Origin of the sequence: Agromyces badenianii (assembly GCF_003070885.1) — a bacterium.
Taxonomy (GTDB): domain Bacteria; phylum Actinomycetota; class Actinomycetes; order Actinomycetales; family Microbacteriaceae; genus Agromyces; species Agromyces badenianii.
Genome location: NZ_CP028913.1, coordinates 1,470,521 through 1,487,159, shown reverse-complemented (window position 1 = coordinate 1,487,159; position 16,639 = coordinate 1,470,521). Strand labels below are relative to the sequence as shown.

Genomic DNA, 16,639 nt, shown 5'->3' with positions numbered 1-16,639 from the left:
GCCCCGACGCGGTTGGCAGACTGGACTGGTGATCGTCGTCGTCTGCCCTGGACAGGGCTCTCAGACCCCCGGATTCCTCGCCCCCTGGCTCGCCGAGTCGGCCTATGCCGATCGGCTGTCGGCGCTGTCGGACGCCGCCGGGGTCGATCTCGCGCATTACGGCACTGAGGCCGATGCCGACACGATCCGCGACACCGCGATCGCGCAGCCGCTCATCGTCGCAGCGGGCATCCTCACGCTCGGCACGCTCCTCGCCGACGGGCGCGCAGCCCGCATCGGGGGCATCGCCGGTCACTCGGTGGGCGAGATCACCGCCGCGGCCGGCGCCGGAGTGCTCAGCGAGGCCGACGCGATCCGCTTCGTGGCGGAACGAGGCCGGGCGATGGCGGATGCCGCGGCGCTCGTGCCCACCGGAATGAGCGCGGTCATCGGCGCCGACGAAGCAGCGCTGCTCCCCCGCCTCGACGAGCTCGGCCTCGAGCCGGCGAACTTCAACGGCGGCGGGCAGATCGTCGTCGCCGGCGCGCTCGACGCACTCGGTGCGTTGAAAGAAGAACCGCCGGCCGGTGCCCGGGTGATTCCGCTGCAGGTCGCCGGGGCCTTCCACACCCGGTACATGCGCCCGGCCGTCGATCGCCTCGCCGAGGTCGCCGACGGCCTCGCCCCCGCCGACCCGGCACTGCCGCTCTGGACGAACCGCGACGGCGGCCCCGTGACATCCGGTACAGCATTTCTCGAGCTGCTCGTCGGACAGGTCTCCTCCCCCGTACGCTGGGATCGCTGCATGGAGTCCTTCCAGGCGGCCGGCGTCTCGGGCATCATCGAGGTGGCCCCGGCCGGTGCCCTCGTCGGTCTGGCGAAGCGAGCCCTCAAGGGCGTGCCTGCCGCCGCAGTGAAGACTCCCGACGACCTGTCAGCGGCGATCGAGCTCATCGAGCAGCACGCCTGAGCCGACGAACGACACGAGAAAGCCGAACATGACACGACCGACCCTGCAGCAATCCCACGGGCCCGCGTACACCCGCATCTACTCCATCGGTGCCGCCCGCGGCGAGAATGCTGTGCCGAACGACGACCTCGTCGGTCCGATCAACTCGTCTGATGAGTGGATCCAGCAGCGCACGGGCATCGTGACCCGAGCCCGGGCCGGCGCCGACGTGCAGGCCATCGACCTCGCGACGGACGCCGCTCGCGAGGCGATCGAGCGCTCGGGCATCTCGCCCGAGCTCATCGACCTCGTGATCGTGGCGACGATCTCGAACGTGCAGCAGACGCCGTCGATGGCGGCCGTCGTCGCCGATCGAGTCGGGTCCAACCCCGCTGCGGCGTACGACACGAACGCGGCGTGCGCCGGTTACGCCTACGCGGTCGCGCAGGCCGATGCGCTCATCCGCACCGGGGCGGCGCACTATGCACTCGTGATCGGCGCCGAGAAGCTCTCCGATGTCGTCGATCCGACCGATCGCAGCATCTCGTTCCTGCTCGGCGACGGCGCCGGCGCGGTCGTCATCGGCCCGAGCGACACGCCCGGCATCGCACCGACCGTCTGGGGTTCCGACGGCTCGAAGGCGGGCGCGGTCGGCATGAACTCCACCCTCACCGAGTTCCGCGACGGGGCCGCCGAGTGGCCGACCCTCCGGCAGGAGGGCCAGACGGTCTTCCGCTGGGCCGTGTGGGACATGGCGAAGGTCGCGAAGCAGGCACTGGATGCCGCGGGCGTGACCTCGGCCGACCTGGCCGCATTCATCCCCCACCAGGCGAACATGCGCATCATCGACGAGTTCGCCAAGCAGCTGAAGCTCCCCGAGACGGTCGTCATCGCCCGCGATATCGAGACGACGGGCAACACCTCGGCCGCTTCGATCCCGCTCGCGACGCATCGCCTGCTCGAGGAGCACCCAGAACTCTCAGGAGGGCTCGCCCTCCAGATCGGCTTCGGCGCCGGACTCGTGTTCGGCGCCCAAGTGGTGGTTCTTCCCTGAACCGCCTGCCCCTGTCCATCTAGACTGTCTCTCGGTCAAACGAGACACCCCCAAGGAGAAGAACAATGGCATTGTCCACCGAAGAAGTGCTTGCCGGCCTGGCCGAGCTCATCAACGACGAGACCGGCATTGCGACCGACACGGTTGAGCTGGACAAGTCGTTCACCGACGACCTCGACATCGACTCGATCTCCATGATGACGATCGTCGTCAACGCCGAAGAGAAGTTCGACGTGAAGATCCCCGACGAAGAGGTCAAGAACCTGAAGACCGTCGGCAACGCCGTCGACTTCATCGTCAAGGCCCAGGCCTAGCAGCTGCGTGGAGCGGGCCGGCGCCTCTGCCCGGCCCGCTCGATCAGTGTGACCGTTCCCTCCATCGGAGTGTTTCTCGAATGACCAAGAAGATCGTCATCACCGGTATCGGTGCAAGCTCACCGCTCGGCGGCACCGCCCCCGAGAGCTGGAGCGCCCTGCTCGCCGGCGAATCCGGCGCGCGCACGCTCGAGCACGAATGGGTGGCCGAGTACGAGCTGCCCGTCACCTTCGCCGCAGAGGCGAAGGTCCGACCGGAGGAAGTGCTCGAGCGCCCCGTCGCGAAGCGACTCGACCCCTCCAGCCAGTTCGCCCTGATCTCGGCGAAAGAGGCGTGGGCCGACGCCGGGGCGCCCGACGTCGCCCCCGAGCGTCTCGGGGTCGACTACGCCACCGGCATCGGCGGCATCTGGACGCTGCTCGACGCGTGGGACACCCTGCGCGAACGCGGGCCCCGTCGCGTGCTGCCGATGACCGTGCCGATGCTCATGCCCAACGCCGCGGCCGCGGCGATCTCGATGCACTTCGAGGCCCGCGCCTTCGCGCGCACCGTCGCCTCGGCCTGCGCCTCGAGCACCGAGTCGCTCGCCAACGCCTACGAGCACCTGCAGCTGGGGCTCGCCGACGTCGTCATCGCCGGCGGTTCGGAATCCGCGGTGCATCCCATCACGCTCGCGTCGTTCTCGTCGATGCAGGCGCTCTCCCGTCGCAACGACGACCCGGCGCACGCGTCGCGCCCGTACAGCGTCGATCGCGACGGCTTCGTCATGGGCGAAGGTGCCGCGAGCCTCGTGCTCGAGACCGAAGAGCACGCGCTCGCGCGCGGCGCACGCATCTACGCCGAACTCGCGGGCGGTGCGGTCAGCGCCGATTCGTACCACATCACGGCGAACGACCCCGAGGGGCGCGGGGCGAGCCGAGCCGTGCTCGACGCACTCGCGCAGGCCGGCGCAACGCCCGACGAGGTCACGCACATCAACGCGCACGCGACGAGCACCCCGGTCGGCGACATCGCCGAGTACACGGCACTCCGCAGCGTCTTCGGCGACCGCGTGCACGAGATCCCCGTCTCTGCGACCAAGGCCTCGACCGGGCACCTGCTCGGCGGCACCGGCGCACTCGAGGCGGTCTTCACGATCCTCGCGCTCCAGAGCCGCCTCGCACCGCCGACGATCAACCTCAGCACGCAGGATCCCGAGATCCCGCTGCTCGTCTCGGGTGAGCCGCAGCCCCTCGGTGACGGCCCGCAGCTCGCGATCAGCAACTCGTTCGGCTTCGGCGGCCACAACGCCGTCGTCGCGATCCGCACGCCGTAGCAGCACCGCGGCACGCGCCGCACAGGAGAAGGCCCCGGTCGCATCAGCGCCGGGGCCTTCTGCTGCACGGTCCGAGGGCTTCGCTCGTGCGCCGCCGGGAAGAGTCATCCGACCTCGCGTCACGCCGCCGGCGGACCGGTGCTCGCTCAGCCCACCTGGTGCAACCAGACGACCGGAGCGAAGTCGCTCGCGTGGCGGAACGGCTCGAGCTCGTCGTCCCACGCTTGCCCGAGCGCGAGGCGGAGCTCGCGGTGCAGCTCGATCGGGTCGTTCCCCCCGACCGCCATCGCATAGCGGATCCGGTCTTCGGGCACGACGGTGTTTCCGGCCGTATCGGTCTGAGCGAAGAAGACTCCGAGTTCAGGCGTGTGCATCCACCTCGCGCCGTCGGAGCCGGGCGTGGGGTCTTCGCTCACCTCGAACCGAAGGTGCTCCCAGCCGCGCAATGCGGAAGCGAGCTTCGCGCCGCTGCCGGCTTCGCCCTCCCAGTAGAACTCCGTGCGCATGGCACCACGAAGCACCGGTTGCTCGCTCCAGTCGAAATTCACGGCCACGCCCAGAGCGCTGCCCGCAGCCCATTCGACATGCGGACACACCGCCCTCGGCGAGGAATGCACGAACAGCACGCCTCGCGCGGTGCGCACTGCCCGCGTGGCATTCTTCGTCATCTCGATCTCCGTTCTTGAGGTGCGTCTTCCCCAACGACCTCTGACGGACGGATGACCGGTATTCGATTGTCGACGAGCGAGCCGTCATCGCCGATTATGCCCCGCATCAGGCTCAGTGACAAGGCCGAAACCATATACTCGGTGAACGTTCACTTCGATCGGAGTTCACATGGCCGTGCGCGACGCGCTGCTCGCCCTTCTCACCGCAGGCCCCGGTTACGGGTTCCAGCTGCACGGCGATCTGGCCGAGCGCACCGGAGGGCGGCGCAGCGTCAACGTCGGACAGAGCTACGCCACGCTCGAGCGCCTCGGCAAGCAGGGCCTCGTGGAATCGGCGGGCGCCACCGACGACGGGCTCCCGTTGTACCGGGCCACGACGGCCGGTACCGCTGCCTCGTCGCTCTGGTTCGACGGCACGGATGCCGCGGGCAGCGACCCGTGGGACGAAACCGTCGACCGGGTGCTCGTCGCGGCCTCGTTGCCGGGGGTCGACGCCGGCACGATCGTCGCTGCAGAACGACGGCGTTGGCAGGAGCGCGGCGCCGAGGCATCCGCTCGCTCGACGCTCGACGGCGCCGGTCGCGTGCCAGGTGCCACCGAGGTGACCGCCTCCGCACGAGTGGCCGCCCTCGCCGCAGCCGCGGAGTCCGCCCGGGCGAGGGCGGCACTCAGCTGGCTCGACGAGGTCGAGGCGGTGCTCGCCGCACACGAGCTCTCGTTCGCACCGCGCCTCGAACGACCCCGACGAGGACGCCGGCCGTCGGCCCGGCCCGACGTGCCGGCGACTCCTGTCGAGGCTCAGGCGTCGGCCAGCGCGTAGCTCTCGACGATCGCCAGGTCGAGCGGAAACTCGACGGGGAACGCACCGTAGAGGAGCCGGCCGGCCTCGTTCGCGGCGTCGGCGACGGCCGCGGCGACCTCGTCGGCCCGCTCGCGCGGCGTGTGCACGATGATCTCGTCGTGCAGGTAGTACACGAGATGGGGAATTCGTTCGAACACCGGGCCCGATCGATGCGCGAGCTGCTCGGGAACGGCCGCATCACCGGCGATCGCCATGAGCCTCGACCGCAGCCCGGCCATCCAGCAGAGTGCCCACTCGGCCGCCGTGCCCTGCACCACGAAGTTGCGGGTGAACCGGCCCCAGTCGCGGGCTCCGGAGCGAGCGCGCCGTTCATCGGCGGCGGTCGCCTCGGGCTGGCTCGCCCGGGACTGCGCCGCGCGCCACTCCACCCCGGGCGGCGGTGACGAACGGCCGAGCAGGGTGGTGACGCTGGCCCCGCGTTCACCGTCGGCGGCGGCCCGATCGACGAGCGCCATCGCGCTGGGATACGCCCGGGCGAGGCGCGGCACGAGCCGGCCGCTCTCGCCGGTGGTGGCGCCGTACATGGCGCCGAGGATGGCGACCTTGGCCTGGTCTCGCGTTTCGACGACACCGGCGCCCACGATGCCGCCGTAGAAGTCGCGGCCGCGGCCGGCCTCGGCCATCGCCTCGTCGCGCGCGAGTCCGGCGAGCACACGAGGCTCGAGCTGGGCCGCGTCGGCGACCACGAGCGACCACCCGGGGTCGGCGACGACGGCGCTGCGCACGTTCTTCGGCAGCTGCAGCGCCCCGCCGCCCGAGGTCGCCCACCGCCCGGTCGCGGTGCCGCCGGGAACGTAATCGGGGCGGAATCGCCCGTCGACGACCCATTCGTCGAGCCACGACCACGCGTTCGCGCTGAACAGGCGAGCCAGCTTCTTGTAGGCGACGAGCGGCTCGATCGCCGGGTGCTCGTGTTCGCGCAGCTCCCAACGGCTCGTCGACTCGACCTGGATGCCCGCTCGCCGGAGCGCTTTCAGCAGGTCGACCTGCGAGTCGAGGTTCACCGCTGGCGCGCCGAGCAGCGCACGCACCTCGGCGGCGAACTCCTCCATGCGAGCGGGCTTGCGCCCGGGCGACGGCTTCGGGCCGAGTTCGCCCTCGAGCACCCGCTCATGCACTCCGCGGTGCCACGGCAGCCCCGCCGCGTGCAGCTCGGCGCCGATGAGCGCGCCCGCGGATTCTGCCGCGACCAGGAGACGAAGGGCGCCGGGTCGCTCGGATGCCGTCACGAGGGCGAGCTGTCGGGCGTGTTCAGCGAGCACGGCATCGATCGGCACGCTGCGCACATCGCGTGGCCGGTCGGTCACCGCCGCCTCGGGAGCCTGCGTCTCGCCGTCGAAGTCGCCGAGGTCGAACAGTGCGGCATGGGCGGCGGATGCCACCGGCACGACGGCGCCCGCCTGCCCGGCTTCGGCGGGGCCGGCGGGCAGCCACGCGGGTCTCGGGTGCGCGCCGCCGTCGCGAGCCGATGCCGTGGTCGTCGAGTGATCGATCAGCGCCGCCGCGAGCACCAGGTCATGGCAGCGGTCGACCCGCACGCCCTCGGCGAGGAGGCGCGGATACCACCGTCGTGTGTCGGCCCAGACCCAGCGCGGATGGCGCGACTCGAGTGCCCGCACGACGGCCGGGAACTCCTGCATCGTGACCGTCTCGAACGGCTCGAGCGAAACGGATGGGTCGACCAGCGCGACCCGGCCGGGCCCCATCGCACCGACCACGATCCGCATGGTCTCATTCTCGCCCGTGCAGCCGACATCCGTGGTCGCTCGCCCCGGGGGCTGAAGCATCGCCTGCGACAGTGCGATGTCGGTGGTGACGGCGAAGATCGCCGTATGGATGAGATGGTGCGGCGCCGATGGTCGCGGTGAGTTTCCGCTGCGGTCACGGCGCCGACGCGTCGTCGCCCGATTCGGTCGCGCTCTCGCGAGTGTGCCCGCTCTGCATGCTGCTGCACGAGACCCAGCGCTCCCGCGCCGAGCTGCTCGCCCGCGTCGCACCGCCGCAGCGCGCTGCACTGGCCGGTGAGACGCGCATCGGCGCGAGCTACGAGTGGCGATGCCGGCGAGGCCATGACCGGTACTCCGCCACGGTCGGCCAGGTGCTCACCGGGCCGAGTTGCGCGAAGTGCCGCGCGAACGCCGCCGGGCCGGGCGCGCGCCGCGAGGCCGGTGTCGCCTTCATGAAGCCCGGTCTTCGCGTCGGCACCTCGCAGGTCGAGCAACGCCTGCGAATGCTGCTCGGCCAGCGCATCCGGCTGCATCATCGCGTCAACGCGGTGCGAATCGCCCGCATGTTCTACGGCAAGCAGGAAGTCTGGCCCGACATCCTCATTCCGCAGCTGCGCGTCGCGGTCGAATACGACGATCCCGGCCGCTCGAGGCGCGCGCATCGCGGCCTGAAAGCAGGCTCCGACGTCGAGAAAGACGAGGCCCTGCGCGAAGTGGGCTGGGAGGTCATCAGAATCCGTGCCGGCGGGCTCGACGCGCTCGGCCCGCACAGCATCGTCTGTTCGAGCCTCACCGTCGCGGCCGTCGACGAGGTGATCGCGCTTCTGCGACGCATCCGTGGCGACGCGGCCGTCGACCCGCTGCTCATCCCCCAGCAGCACGCCGTCTGAGTCCGCCGATTCCCACGGCGGCATACATCGGCTGAGTGCGGCATGATTCCGGTGCTGCGCACCGCTCCTCCGCCCGATAGGGTGAGTGCACCCGGCACCCCCCTCCGCTCGGGTTTCGCGCGTGCAGAGAGGCAGTCGATGCTCCTTCCGTTCCTCATCGTCGGAGGCATCGGCCTCGTGCTCCTCCTCATCTCGCTCGTGCTCGGCGACATCTTCGACCACTTCGAGATCGGCGACGGCGCGATCTCCGGTACCGCGTTGTCGGTGGGCCTCGTGGTCTTCGGGGCATCCGGCGCCCTCGTCGCCAGCATGGGACTCGAGCTCGTGTGGGTGTACGTGCTCTCGATCGTGCTCGCCGCCGTGGCCTACCTGCTCAGCGTGCTCGCCGTGCGCAACCTGACCCGCAGTTCCGACGGCGTGCCGGCTTCGGCCGTCGGGCTCGGGGGCGTCGCGAGGTCGGATGTCACCACCGCCGGCGGTGAAGTGAGCCTCGACGGCCCTGGCGAGGTCGAACGCCGACTCGCCTATTCCGATGCGCCGATCGCCGAGGGCGCACGCGTCCGCGTCGTCGAGCACACCGGCAGTCGCGTGAAGGTCGTCGCCGGCTGAGTCGGCGAACACCTGACGCTGACCCGATCCGGTCGCCTGCAACGCCGGCACATCCCCTGCACTCCTGCACGAACTCCGCCCGACCACCTGCACCATCCCTTCCTCTGCTTCCTCCCGAAAGGAACCCGATGCTCTCCCCCCTGCTGATCCAGGTCATCTCCGTCGTCGCCATCGTCGTCGCCCTGCTCGCGCTGCTCACGTTCATCGCCCGTCGCATCAGGCGGGTGCCGCCGAACGAGGCGCTCGTCATCGTCGGGCGGGGCGCCGGCCGCACCTCGCCCGAGCAGTCTTCGGGCCAGCGCGTCGTCATCGGCGGGCGCACCTTCGTCTGGCCGATCCTGCAGCAGGGCTTCGCGATCTCGCTCGAGCAGCGCCAGATCGGCATCACCGTCGAGGGAGTCGACAAGAACCGCATCAAGATCGCCATCAAGGCCTCGATCAACTTCAAGGTGAGCGGCACCGAAGACGGCGTGCGCCGGGCGGCGCAGCGCTTCCTCTCGCAGCAGGAGCTCTTGACCGAGATCATCAAGGAGTCGCTCGAGGGATCGCTCCGCTCCATCGTCGGTGACATGACGATCGAGCAGATCATCTCCGACCGCAAGAGCCTCTCCGACCGGGTCGTCGCCGAGACGAAGACCGACCTCGTCGAGCAGGGCCTGCAGGTCGATCTGCTGAACATCTCCGACATCTCGACGCCCGGCAGCGACTATCTCGCGAACCTCGGTCGCGCCGAAGCCGCGCGTGCTCGTCAGGTCGCCGAGATCTCCGAGGCCGAAGCCGCCCGTGCGAGCGAGTTCGCCCGCATCGATGCGGCCGAGCAGATCGCCGAGCGGCAGAAGGCGCTCAGCCTGAAGCAGGCCACGATCAAGGCCGAGACCGACCGGGCCAACGCCGAAGCCGAGGCATCCGGCCAGCTGGCCAAGGCCGAGCAAGACAAGCTCGTCGCCGTGCAGGAGCGGGATGCGCTCTCTGAGCAGGCGCTCGTGACCCAGGAGCGGCTCGACATCGAGGTTCGCAAGCCCGCCGAGCCCGAGGCGTACGCCGAGGTGCAGCGTGCCACCGCGCAGCGCGATGCGGCCAACGCCAGCACCGAGGCGGAGGCCTACAAGCGCACCAAGATCGCCGAGGCCAACAAGGTGGCCGCGGTGCAAGACGCCGAGGCTTCGGCGACCGCTGTGCGCTTCTCTGGTGAAGCCGAGCGCGACCGTCAGGTCGCCCTCGCCGCGGGTATCCGCGCCGACGGTGAGGCACGCGCCGCCGCCGTGCAGGCCGAGGGTCTCGCCGCGGCCGCCGCGACCGATGCGAAGGCCATGGCGCTGAAGAAGTACGGTGAGGCCGCGCTCGCCCAGGAGATCATCTCGCGGCTTCCCGAGATCGTGCGCGCCGCGGCGGAGCCCATCTCGAACATCAAGACCCTCACCGTCGTCTCGACCGATGGAGCGAGTGCCGTCACCAAGACGGTCGGGCAGGTGCTCGGCGAGGGCACCGAGGTCGTGAAGTCACTGACCGGACTCGATGTCAGCTCGATCCTCGCCGGGCTCGCCGGCGGCCAGCTCGCGAAGGCCGACGTCGCGGCCGAGTGACGCCGAGCCCCACCGAGACGACGGAGAGGATGCATCCGTGACGACGACGTCGACGGACCGGAGTGCGAACCACGACCGCCGGGTGAGCCGGCTCGGCGGTCGACGGTGGGCGGTGCTCGCCCTGGTCGGCCTCGTCGGCCAGATCGCGTGGACGGTCGAGAACTTGTACCTCAACGTGTTCGTCTACGACACGATCACCGACGAGCCTCGCGTGCTCGCCGCGATGGTGGCCGCGAGTGCCGTGGCGGCGACCCTCACCACGCTCGTGGTCGGCGCCTGGAGCGACCGCGTCGGCCGGCGCCGGGTGTTCGTCGCCGGCGGCTACGTGCTCTGGGGGCTCTCGACCGCCGCGTTCGGCCTCGTCACCGTCGACGGGCTCGCCGGCGCGGCATCCGTCGCCGGTGCGGTGACCCTCGCGGTGCTCGTGGTGATCGTGCTCGACTGCCTCATGAGCGTGCTCGGCTCGGGTGCGAACGACGCGGCGTTCAACGCATGGGTCACCGACGTCACCGACAGCACCAATCGCGGCCGCGTCGAAGCGGTGCTCGCCGCGATGCCGCTGCTCGCGATGCTGCTCGTGTTCGGCGGGCTCGACGGCCTCACCCGGGCGGGCGAGTGGCGTGCCTTCTTCCTCGTCGTGGGCATCGCGATCGTGATCGTGGGCGTCGTCGCGTGGTTCCTCATGCGCGACGCCGCGGTGCCGCAACAACAGCCCGACGGGGTCTGGCGCTCGATCGCGTTCGGGCTGCGCCCCTCGACGATGCGCGCGAACCCGGCGCTCTACATCACCTTCTCGGCGTGGGCGGTGTTCGGCATCTCGACCCAGGTCTTCCTGCCGTACCTCATCATCTACCTGCAGCGCACACTGCGCATCGAGGGGTACGCCCTCGTGCTCGGGGTCGTGCTGCTCGGGGCGTCGGTCGTGAGCATTCTCGGCGGGCGGGTCATCGACCGCTTCGGCAAGGTGCGCTCCATCCTGCCCGCCCTCGCGATCTACCTCCTCGGACTCGCGCTCATGGCGTTCGTGCGCGATTTCACGTGGGTCATCGTCGCCGGTCTCGCCATGATGAGCGGGTTCATGCTCGTCGTCGCCGCCATCGGCGCCGCATCGCGCGATGCCACGCCGCCCGACCGCGCCGGCTCCGTGCAGGGTCTGCGCATGATCTTCGCCATCCTGATTCCCATGGTCATCGGCCCGTTCATCGGCGCCGCGATCATCAGCGGCGCGGGCGAGACGTATGAGGAGCTCGGTGTCGTGAAGCAAGTGCCGACCGCGGGCATCTTCGTCGCCGCCGCGGTCATCGCGGTTGTCGTCGTCATCCCGGTGCTCGCCCTGCTGCACCGCGAGCGGCGCACGGCGGCCGTCGACGCATGACGCGCTCGACGTCGCCCCTGCCGTCTGCGCTCCTCACGGAATGGGGCGAACGCCTCGATCGCGAGCATCCGCTTGCCGAATACCCCCGGCCGCAACTCGTTCGCGATTCGTACCTGAACCTCAACGGAGTGTGGCAGTACGCGATCACCCCCGACGGTGCGACCGTCGCCGGGTACGACGGCGAGATCGTCGTGCCGTTCTCCCCCGAATCGGTGCTCTCGGGTGTCGGTCGGCAGCTCCAGCCAGACGAGACGCTGCACTACCGGCGCACCTTCACGCTCGACGATGCCTTCGTGCCCGAGCGCGGGCGCGTGCTGCTGCACTTCGGCGCCGTCGACCAGCGCTGCACCGTCGAGGTGAACGGACGCGTCGTCGGCGACCACGTCGGCGGATACCTGCCGTTCACGATCGACATCACCGACGCACTCGCCGCACGACCGGCGGATGCGGCCCACGAGCTGAAGGTGCGGGTCACCGACCCGAGTGACACCTCGGCGCTCTCTCGCGGCAAGCAGACCCTCCGCCGCGGCGGCATCTGGTACACCGCCCAATCGGGCATCTGGCAGACCGTGTGGATCGAGGCGGTGCCGGCCGCGTGGGTCGGGCGCATCGGGTACCGGGCGGACCCTGCGAGCGGCGAACTCGAGATCACGGTGCACACCGAGAGTGCGCAGCCCGAGGCCGAGGCCGACGCCTTGGCGACCGTGCGCGTCTCGGCCGGCGGGCTCGGCGTCGCCGAGGGCCGTGCCGCCCCGGGGCATCCGCTCGCCCTCACGATCGCCTCGCCGAGGCCGTGGTCGCCCGAAGACCCGTTCCTCTACGACGTCGTGGTCGAATACGCCGACGACCGGGTCGAGAGCTACGCCGGGCTCCGCAGCTTCGGCGTGGGGCCCGACTCCGACGGTGTGCCCCGGCTGCTGCTGAACGGCGAGCCGTACTTCCACGCCGGCGTGCTCGACCAGGGCTACTGGAGCGACGGCCTCTACACGGCGCCCTCCGATGAGGCGATGGTGCACGACATCCGCACCATGAAGGAGCTCGGCTTCACGATGCTGCGCAAGCACATCAAGATCGAGCCGCTGCGGTGGTATCACCACGCCGACCGGCTCGGCATGCTCGTCTGGCAGGACGCCGTCAACGGCGGCGACCGCTACCACCCGCTCGTGATCACCGCGCCGGTGCTGACTCCGCTGCGCCTCGACGACCGCCGGTACCGGGCATTCGGGCGAGCGGATGCCTCGGCGCGCGCGCACTGGCGCGACGAGCTCCGCGAGATGGTCGAGCACCTGCACGGCGTCGTGAGCATCGCCGTCTGGGTGCCGTTCAACGAGGGGTGGGGGCAGTTCGACGCCGTCGACGTCACCGCCGAGCTGCGCGCGCTCGACCCGAGCCGCAGCATCGACCACGCCAGCGGCTGGCACGACCAGGGTGCCGGCGACCTGACGAGCCTGCACGTGTACTTCCGCCGCTTTCGCGTGCCGCGTCGGCGCACCGCGACCGCCCACCGGGCGCTCGTGCTCTCGGAATACGGCGGCTACAGCCGGCGGCTGCCCGAGCACAGCGTCACCGCGCGGGAGTTCGGCTACAAGCGCTATCGCACCTCTGACGAGCTCGGTGCCGCGTTCGTGCGGCTGCACGAGGAGGAGATCATCCCCGCGCTCGCGAAGGGACTCGGCGCGAGCGTCTACACGCAGCTCAGCGATGTCGAAGACGAGAGCAACGGACTGCTCAGCTACGACCGGCGCGTCGTCAAGGTTGCAGCCGAGCTCGTGCGATCGGTCAACGGCAGACTGCGGTTCGCCGAGGCGGGGCGAGCGGGGATCGAGCGGGAGTCCGACGGCTGAAGAGCCGTCGCACGGGGCGCGGCGGGTTGCGTCGCGCCTGGTCGCTACTCGCTACGGGGCGTCGCGGATGTCGAGGATGATCTCGCCCGGGTCCACCTGAAGCTCTCGTGCAGCCGCCTTCCGGGCGCCTCGCTCGAGCCCAGCAGCTGAGAGCGACCGCAACCGCACTCCGAGCGTCGGCAGCTTCGCAACCCGCCCGAACCCGCCGCCGACGACGAGCACCGGCACGATTCTCGGGTCGGTGTCAGCGGCCAGCGCGTAGGCGATCTCATCAACGCTGAAGCCCTCGGCCTGCAGTGTCGCGACGATCTTCGACTCGGGGTCGGTGCCGCGATGCGGCCTGCGGCCGACGACGCCTTGCGCCGTCGTCTCGAGGTACGCCATCACGGCCGCGAACGCCAAGACGGCGGCCAGGAGGCCGGCAGCGACCCAGCCGTTCCCGATCATGACGACTTCGACCCGAGCCGGCGACTGAACGAGTTCGAACCGGTGGACTGACGGGCGGACGGCACATCGCGGTGGGGCGGACTGGACGAGTGTTCCTGGCCGATCACGTCCTCCGCCTGCTCCCGCGCCGACACGCCGATCCCGCTGGCGTCGCGGCCAGACGCCAGCTCGATGTCGCGCTCGTCCTCGTACCGGCGCGCGACGGTCGCGAGCACGAGATCGCGATGCAGCTCGAGGACCGGGCGGCGGTCTTCGGGCGCCACGGTGAGCAGGTCTTCCAATGCCGAGAGGATGCGACGCGCCACTTGGGGTGAGCCGGCGCCGGCGAGCCGGATCTCGGTGAACGCCAGGCGCACGTAGTCATCCCAGCACATCACCTCCTCGGTCAGGCGCAGCTCTCCGTCTTCGTCGTAGTGCCGGCCGTCGGGGAACTGCCGTCGGACCAGCTCGCGCAAGCAGTCGTGCAGCCGATCGATCGATTGCACTGCCGTGGTCGGATCCTGCCAGGGCGCGTCGGCGAGAGCTCGAATGGCCATGTCGACGAGAAGACGCATCCCGTAGGCGACATCCTCCTCCAACGTGCGCTCGAGGCGAAGGATGACACAGGAGTGCACTTGCTCGTGGTCCACCCGATCGGGATCACCGTCGATGCGGAACAGCCGGCCGCCGGCCGGAACGAACTCGCCGAGGGCGGGGATGAGTTCCAGCGTGCAGTCGGCCCGGCGCGCGAGCCCGACCAGCTTCTCGTGCGCGATCCAGGTGAGGACTCCGGATTCCTCGGCGGTGACCAGGCTCGGGTCGGCCACGTCGGCCGCGGGCTCCGCGTCGGGGTAGACCTTGTTGATGAGCTTGCGCGTGTTGTCTCCCGCGATCTCCACGAGAGCCGACACCCGCAGGGCCTGGCCGATGTGGTGAATGTAGATCACGAGCACCGCGATGCTGGCAAGGGACAGCACGAACGTCGTGACGATCGCCACGCCCGGCACCTGACCCGGTTCGCCCGGCCCACCGATCGCCACCTCGCGAATGGTCAGGAGCGTGTGCACGAACGTCGCGACGAACAGGCCGATGGCGAACTGACTCTGTCGGTCGCGCAGCAGACGCTGCACGATGCGCGGCGAGAACTGACCCATCGCCAGCTGCACCACGACGAGCACGATCGTCAGAACCAGAACGGCGAGGTTGACCATCGACGTCGCCACCGTCGTGAGGATCTCCAGCGCCGCTTCAGGGCCTCCGACCATATCCTCGGGCAGCAACGCATAGTCCGTTGCCCGGTCAACGGCGATCGTCGAGAGGGAGACGACGATTCCGAGCAAGACGCACAGCACCGGGATCAGCCAGAGCGAGGTGCTGATGCTGCGGAATTGCTTGTAGAAGTTGATCTTCATGCCTCCGTCGCATCGACGTCGCCCGGACTGACCCATGCTGACGGAGTCGCGGATCCGCGGACAGAGCCTTGACCGATTGGGCCGAATGTGCTTCATCGAGCTCAGGGCCCAGGCGAACGCCTCCGCGCACGAGGGCGCCGACGGCGTGGGCGGAAGAGAGCGTCGGAGCGGCCATGTTCCCCAACTGGCCGCTCCGACGCGATGCGGTACTCCTGCTCGCACCTCCCCTGTCGTGTGAGCAACGACCGCGGTCAAGCTTGCGACAGCCTCCTTCGCTCTCCCAAATCGGCCCGAGGGACTGGTCAGCAGGTCGGAAATACGGTATGGGAACCCGAATGAGCGTTCGCCTCACCCTCGGGATGCAGCTCCGCAAGGGGCTGGTGAGACGCGCATGGAGAGGGTCAGAATCGAGGCATGAAGCGCATCCTCTACGCCAGCAGCGGTTTCTTCACCGACGATGCCATCGCGGAGGCGTTGATGGAGTACGCCAGCGTTCTCGCGATCGTGGATTCCGCAGATGTCGTCACCATTCCGGGAGTCGATGAAGACGGGAAAGTTCGCGAGATCATGCTCATCATCGGACCCGCGAGTCAGCTGATCTCGATGGGCAGCGACGCGGTGTCGGTCGACCTCGATGCCGAGCAAGCGGTGAACGACCTCCGTCAGCGCATACGCCGGCGCTTGCCGAGCTCGATCGGGGTCGGTGTCGCGCGCAGATCCGGGCCGGCGGAGACAGATGCCGAGAGCACCTCGCACGAAAGCCGCTGACCGCCGAGAGCGGTAGAGTCGGCACCCGACGGTGCCGCAGCGAACGTGGAGCAGTCAGGAGTCATCCGATGGGAAGCATGGCACACGGCAACATCTCCGTGGACTTCGAAGATCGGCTGCTCTCGCATCTGCAGATCGTCATCGTTCAGCGCTTTCGCCGCAACGAATCGCTGGTCATCTCCTGGTTGGACGCCGCATCCGTCGGTGACGGCCGCAGCTCGCTCTGGATGACGCCGACGCAGCCGGTGTACTTCAAGTTCGCCGGCTCCCGTGTGCCGGCGATCGATGAGCAGTGGCTGCAACGACTTTCAGAGTCGGCGGCCAGCTCATCGGGCCTGATCGTCACCGCACCGAACGGACAGCTCGCCAGGGCGATGGGATCCGTACGGCTGAGCTGAGCTTCTCGCTCCCGAATCGATGAACTCCATGTGCCTGCGCAGATCGGCACAGGAGCAGCATTCGCAGATGCGCTACGTGCGTCGGAGGAATCGCTCCTCGCCAACTGATGAGTCTGGGCTGGTGGATGTGATCAAAGCCAGGTCACCGAAGAGCGGACGCTCCCAGAGCATGTAAAGGACTCCGCCGAGGTCAGTTGCAGCCCCATCCCTGGTGAAGTCGATGATGATCTCATTGCCTTCAATTCGCCAGGTACCACGCGCGCTGGAGACGTGACGTTCAACGATGTATCCAGATTTGAGGGTTCTGATGTGGACATCCTGGAGTTCAGCAACGCCGTCGTCAGAGAGCGAGACCCGGCCCTGACTGTCCTCGCCGACTCAGACACCAGTCGCTTCTGCTGGCTCAATCGGTTGCTGGTAAACGAGGAAGCTGCCAACCAACAAGAACAGCAGCGATAGCAGCGC

Annotated in this window: 16 protein-coding genes; 12 read left to right on the top strand and 4 right to left on the bottom strand. The window is 69.4% G+C overall.

Features of this window, described 5'->3' with window-relative positions; translation table 11 throughout:
• Positions 1 to 28: 28 nt before the first annotated feature.
• From DCE93_RS07070 to DCE93_RS07055, 4 genes are all read left to right on the top strand, one after another.
• Positions 29 to 949, top strand: a complete 921-nt coding sequence (locus tag DCE93_RS07070; RefSeq protein ID WP_108595265.1) for an ACP S-malonyltransferase — start codon at positions 29 to 31, stop codon at positions 947 to 949.
• Between the two features lie 28 nt (positions 950 to 977).
• Positions 978 to 1,982, top strand: a complete 1,005-nt coding sequence (locus DCE93_RS07065; protein ID WP_108595264.1) for a beta-ketoacyl-ACP synthase III — start codon at positions 978 to 980, stop codon at positions 1,980 to 1,982.
• A 65-nt stretch (positions 1,983 to 2,047) separates the two neighbouring features.
• The gene (locus tag DCE93_RS07060) at positions 2,048 to 2,296 is read left to right on the top strand and encodes an acyl carrier protein (protein WP_022894469.1); all 249 of its coding nucleotides are present in this window, start codon (positions 2,048 to 2,050) and stop codon (positions 2,294 to 2,296) included.
• 80 nt (positions 2,297 to 2,376) lie between these two features.
• Positions 2,377 to 3,612: a beta-ketoacyl-[acyl-carrier-protein] synthase family protein gene (locus tag DCE93_RS07055; RefSeq protein ID WP_108595263.1), complete on the top strand. Its 1,236-nt coding sequence runs from the start codon at positions 2,377 to 2,379 to the stop codon at positions 3,610 to 3,612.
• Between the two features lie 146 nt (positions 3,613 to 3,758).
• Here the strand turns inward: DCE93_RS07055 and DCE93_RS07050 are convergent, their stop codons facing one another.
• Positions 3,759 to 4,280, bottom strand: coding sequence for a DUF3145 domain-containing protein (locus DCE93_RS07050; RefSeq protein WP_108595262.1), 522 nt, complete (start codon positions 4,278 to 4,280; stop codon positions 3,759 to 3,761).
• A 169-nt stretch (positions 4,281 to 4,449) separates the two neighbouring features.
• On the opposite strand from DCE93_RS07050, the gene DCE93_RS07045 reads away from it, so the two are divergent.
• Positions 4,450 to 5,100 carry a PadR family transcriptional regulator gene (locus tag DCE93_RS07045; RefSeq protein WP_108595261.1) on the top strand — a complete coding sequence of 217 codons (651 nt, stop codon included), beginning with the start codon at positions 4,450 to 4,452 and terminating at the stop codon, positions 5,098 to 5,100.
• Here the strand turns inward: DCE93_RS07045 and DCE93_RS07040 are convergent.
• Entirely contained in the window at positions 5,079 to 6,869 is a 1,791-nt protein-coding gene (locus DCE93_RS07040) for a bifunctional 3'-5' exonuclease/DNA polymerase (protein WP_108595260.1), read from the bottom strand. The genes DCE93_RS07045 and DCE93_RS07040 overlap by 22 nt on opposite strands.
• Positions 6,870 to 6,997: 128 nt before the next feature.
• Here DCE93_RS07040 and DCE93_RS07035 point away from each other — a divergent pair, with 128 nt between their 5' ends.
• The 5 genes from DCE93_RS07035 to DCE93_RS07015 all read left to right on the top strand — a co-directional run bounded on the left by DCE93_RS07035 (position 6,998) and on the right by DCE93_RS07015 (position 13,170).
• The gene (locus tag DCE93_RS07035) at positions 6,998 to 7,759 is read left to right on the top strand and encodes a hypothetical protein (RefSeq protein ID WP_108595259.1); all 762 of its coding nucleotides are present in this window, start codon (positions 6,998 to 7,000) and stop codon (positions 7,757 to 7,759) included.
• 138 nt (positions 7,760 to 7,897) lie between these two features.
• Complete coding sequence (locus DCE93_RS07030; protein ID WP_108596643.1) at positions 7,898 to 8,368, top strand: NfeD family protein; 471 nt, start codon at positions 7,898 to 7,900, stop codon at positions 8,366 to 8,368.
• 128 nt (positions 8,369 to 8,496) lie between these two features.
• Positions 8,497 to 9,951, top strand: a complete 1,455-nt coding sequence (locus tag DCE93_RS07025) for a flotillin family protein (protein ID WP_108595258.1) — start codon at positions 8,497 to 8,499, stop codon at positions 9,949 to 9,951.
• 37 nt (positions 9,952 to 9,988) lie between these two features.
• Positions 9,989 to 11,326 (top strand): MFS transporter, encoded by a 1,338-nt coding sequence (locus DCE93_RS07020; protein ID WP_244284265.1) that lies wholly within the window; start codon positions 9,989 to 9,991, stop codon positions 11,324 to 11,326.
• The gene (locus DCE93_RS07015; RefSeq protein ID WP_108595256.1) at positions 11,323 to 13,170 is read left to right on the top strand and encodes a glycoside hydrolase family 2 protein; all 1,848 of its coding nucleotides are present in this window, start codon (positions 11,323 to 11,325) and stop codon (positions 13,168 to 13,170) included. Before DCE93_RS07020 ends, DCE93_RS07015 begins: the two co-directional genes overlap by 4 nt.
• Before the next feature lie 51 nt (positions 13,171 to 13,221).
• On the opposite strand, the gene DCE93_RS07010 is transcribed toward DCE93_RS07015, so the two are convergent.
• Both DCE93_RS07010 and DCE93_RS07005 read right to left on the bottom strand, forming a co-directional pair.
• Positions 13,222 to 13,617: a hypothetical protein gene (locus DCE93_RS07010; protein WP_108595255.1), complete on the bottom strand. Its 396-nt coding sequence runs from the start codon at positions 13,615 to 13,617 to the stop codon at positions 13,222 to 13,224.
• Positions 13,614 to 15,008: a DUF2254 domain-containing protein gene (locus DCE93_RS07005; RefSeq protein WP_168186183.1), complete on the bottom strand. Its 1,395-nt coding sequence runs from the start codon at positions 15,006 to 15,008 to the stop codon at positions 13,614 to 13,616. The genes DCE93_RS07010 and DCE93_RS07005 overlap by 4 nt, the downstream gene beginning before the upstream one ends.
• A gap of 414 nt (positions 15,009 to 15,422) precedes the next feature.
• Between DCE93_RS07005 and DCE93_RS07000 the strand changes: the two genes are divergently transcribed.
• Positions 15,423 to 15,776 (top strand): hypothetical protein, encoded by a 354-nt coding sequence (locus tag DCE93_RS07000; protein WP_108595253.1) that lies wholly within the window; start codon positions 15,423 to 15,425, stop codon positions 15,774 to 15,776.
• A 68-nt stretch (positions 15,777 to 15,844) separates the two neighbouring features.
• Positions 15,845 to 16,174, top strand: a complete 330-nt coding sequence (locus DCE93_RS06995) for a DUF7882 family protein (protein ID WP_108595252.1) — start codon at positions 15,845 to 15,847, stop codon at positions 16,172 to 16,174.
• Positions 16,175 to 16,639: the final 465 nt, after the last annotated feature.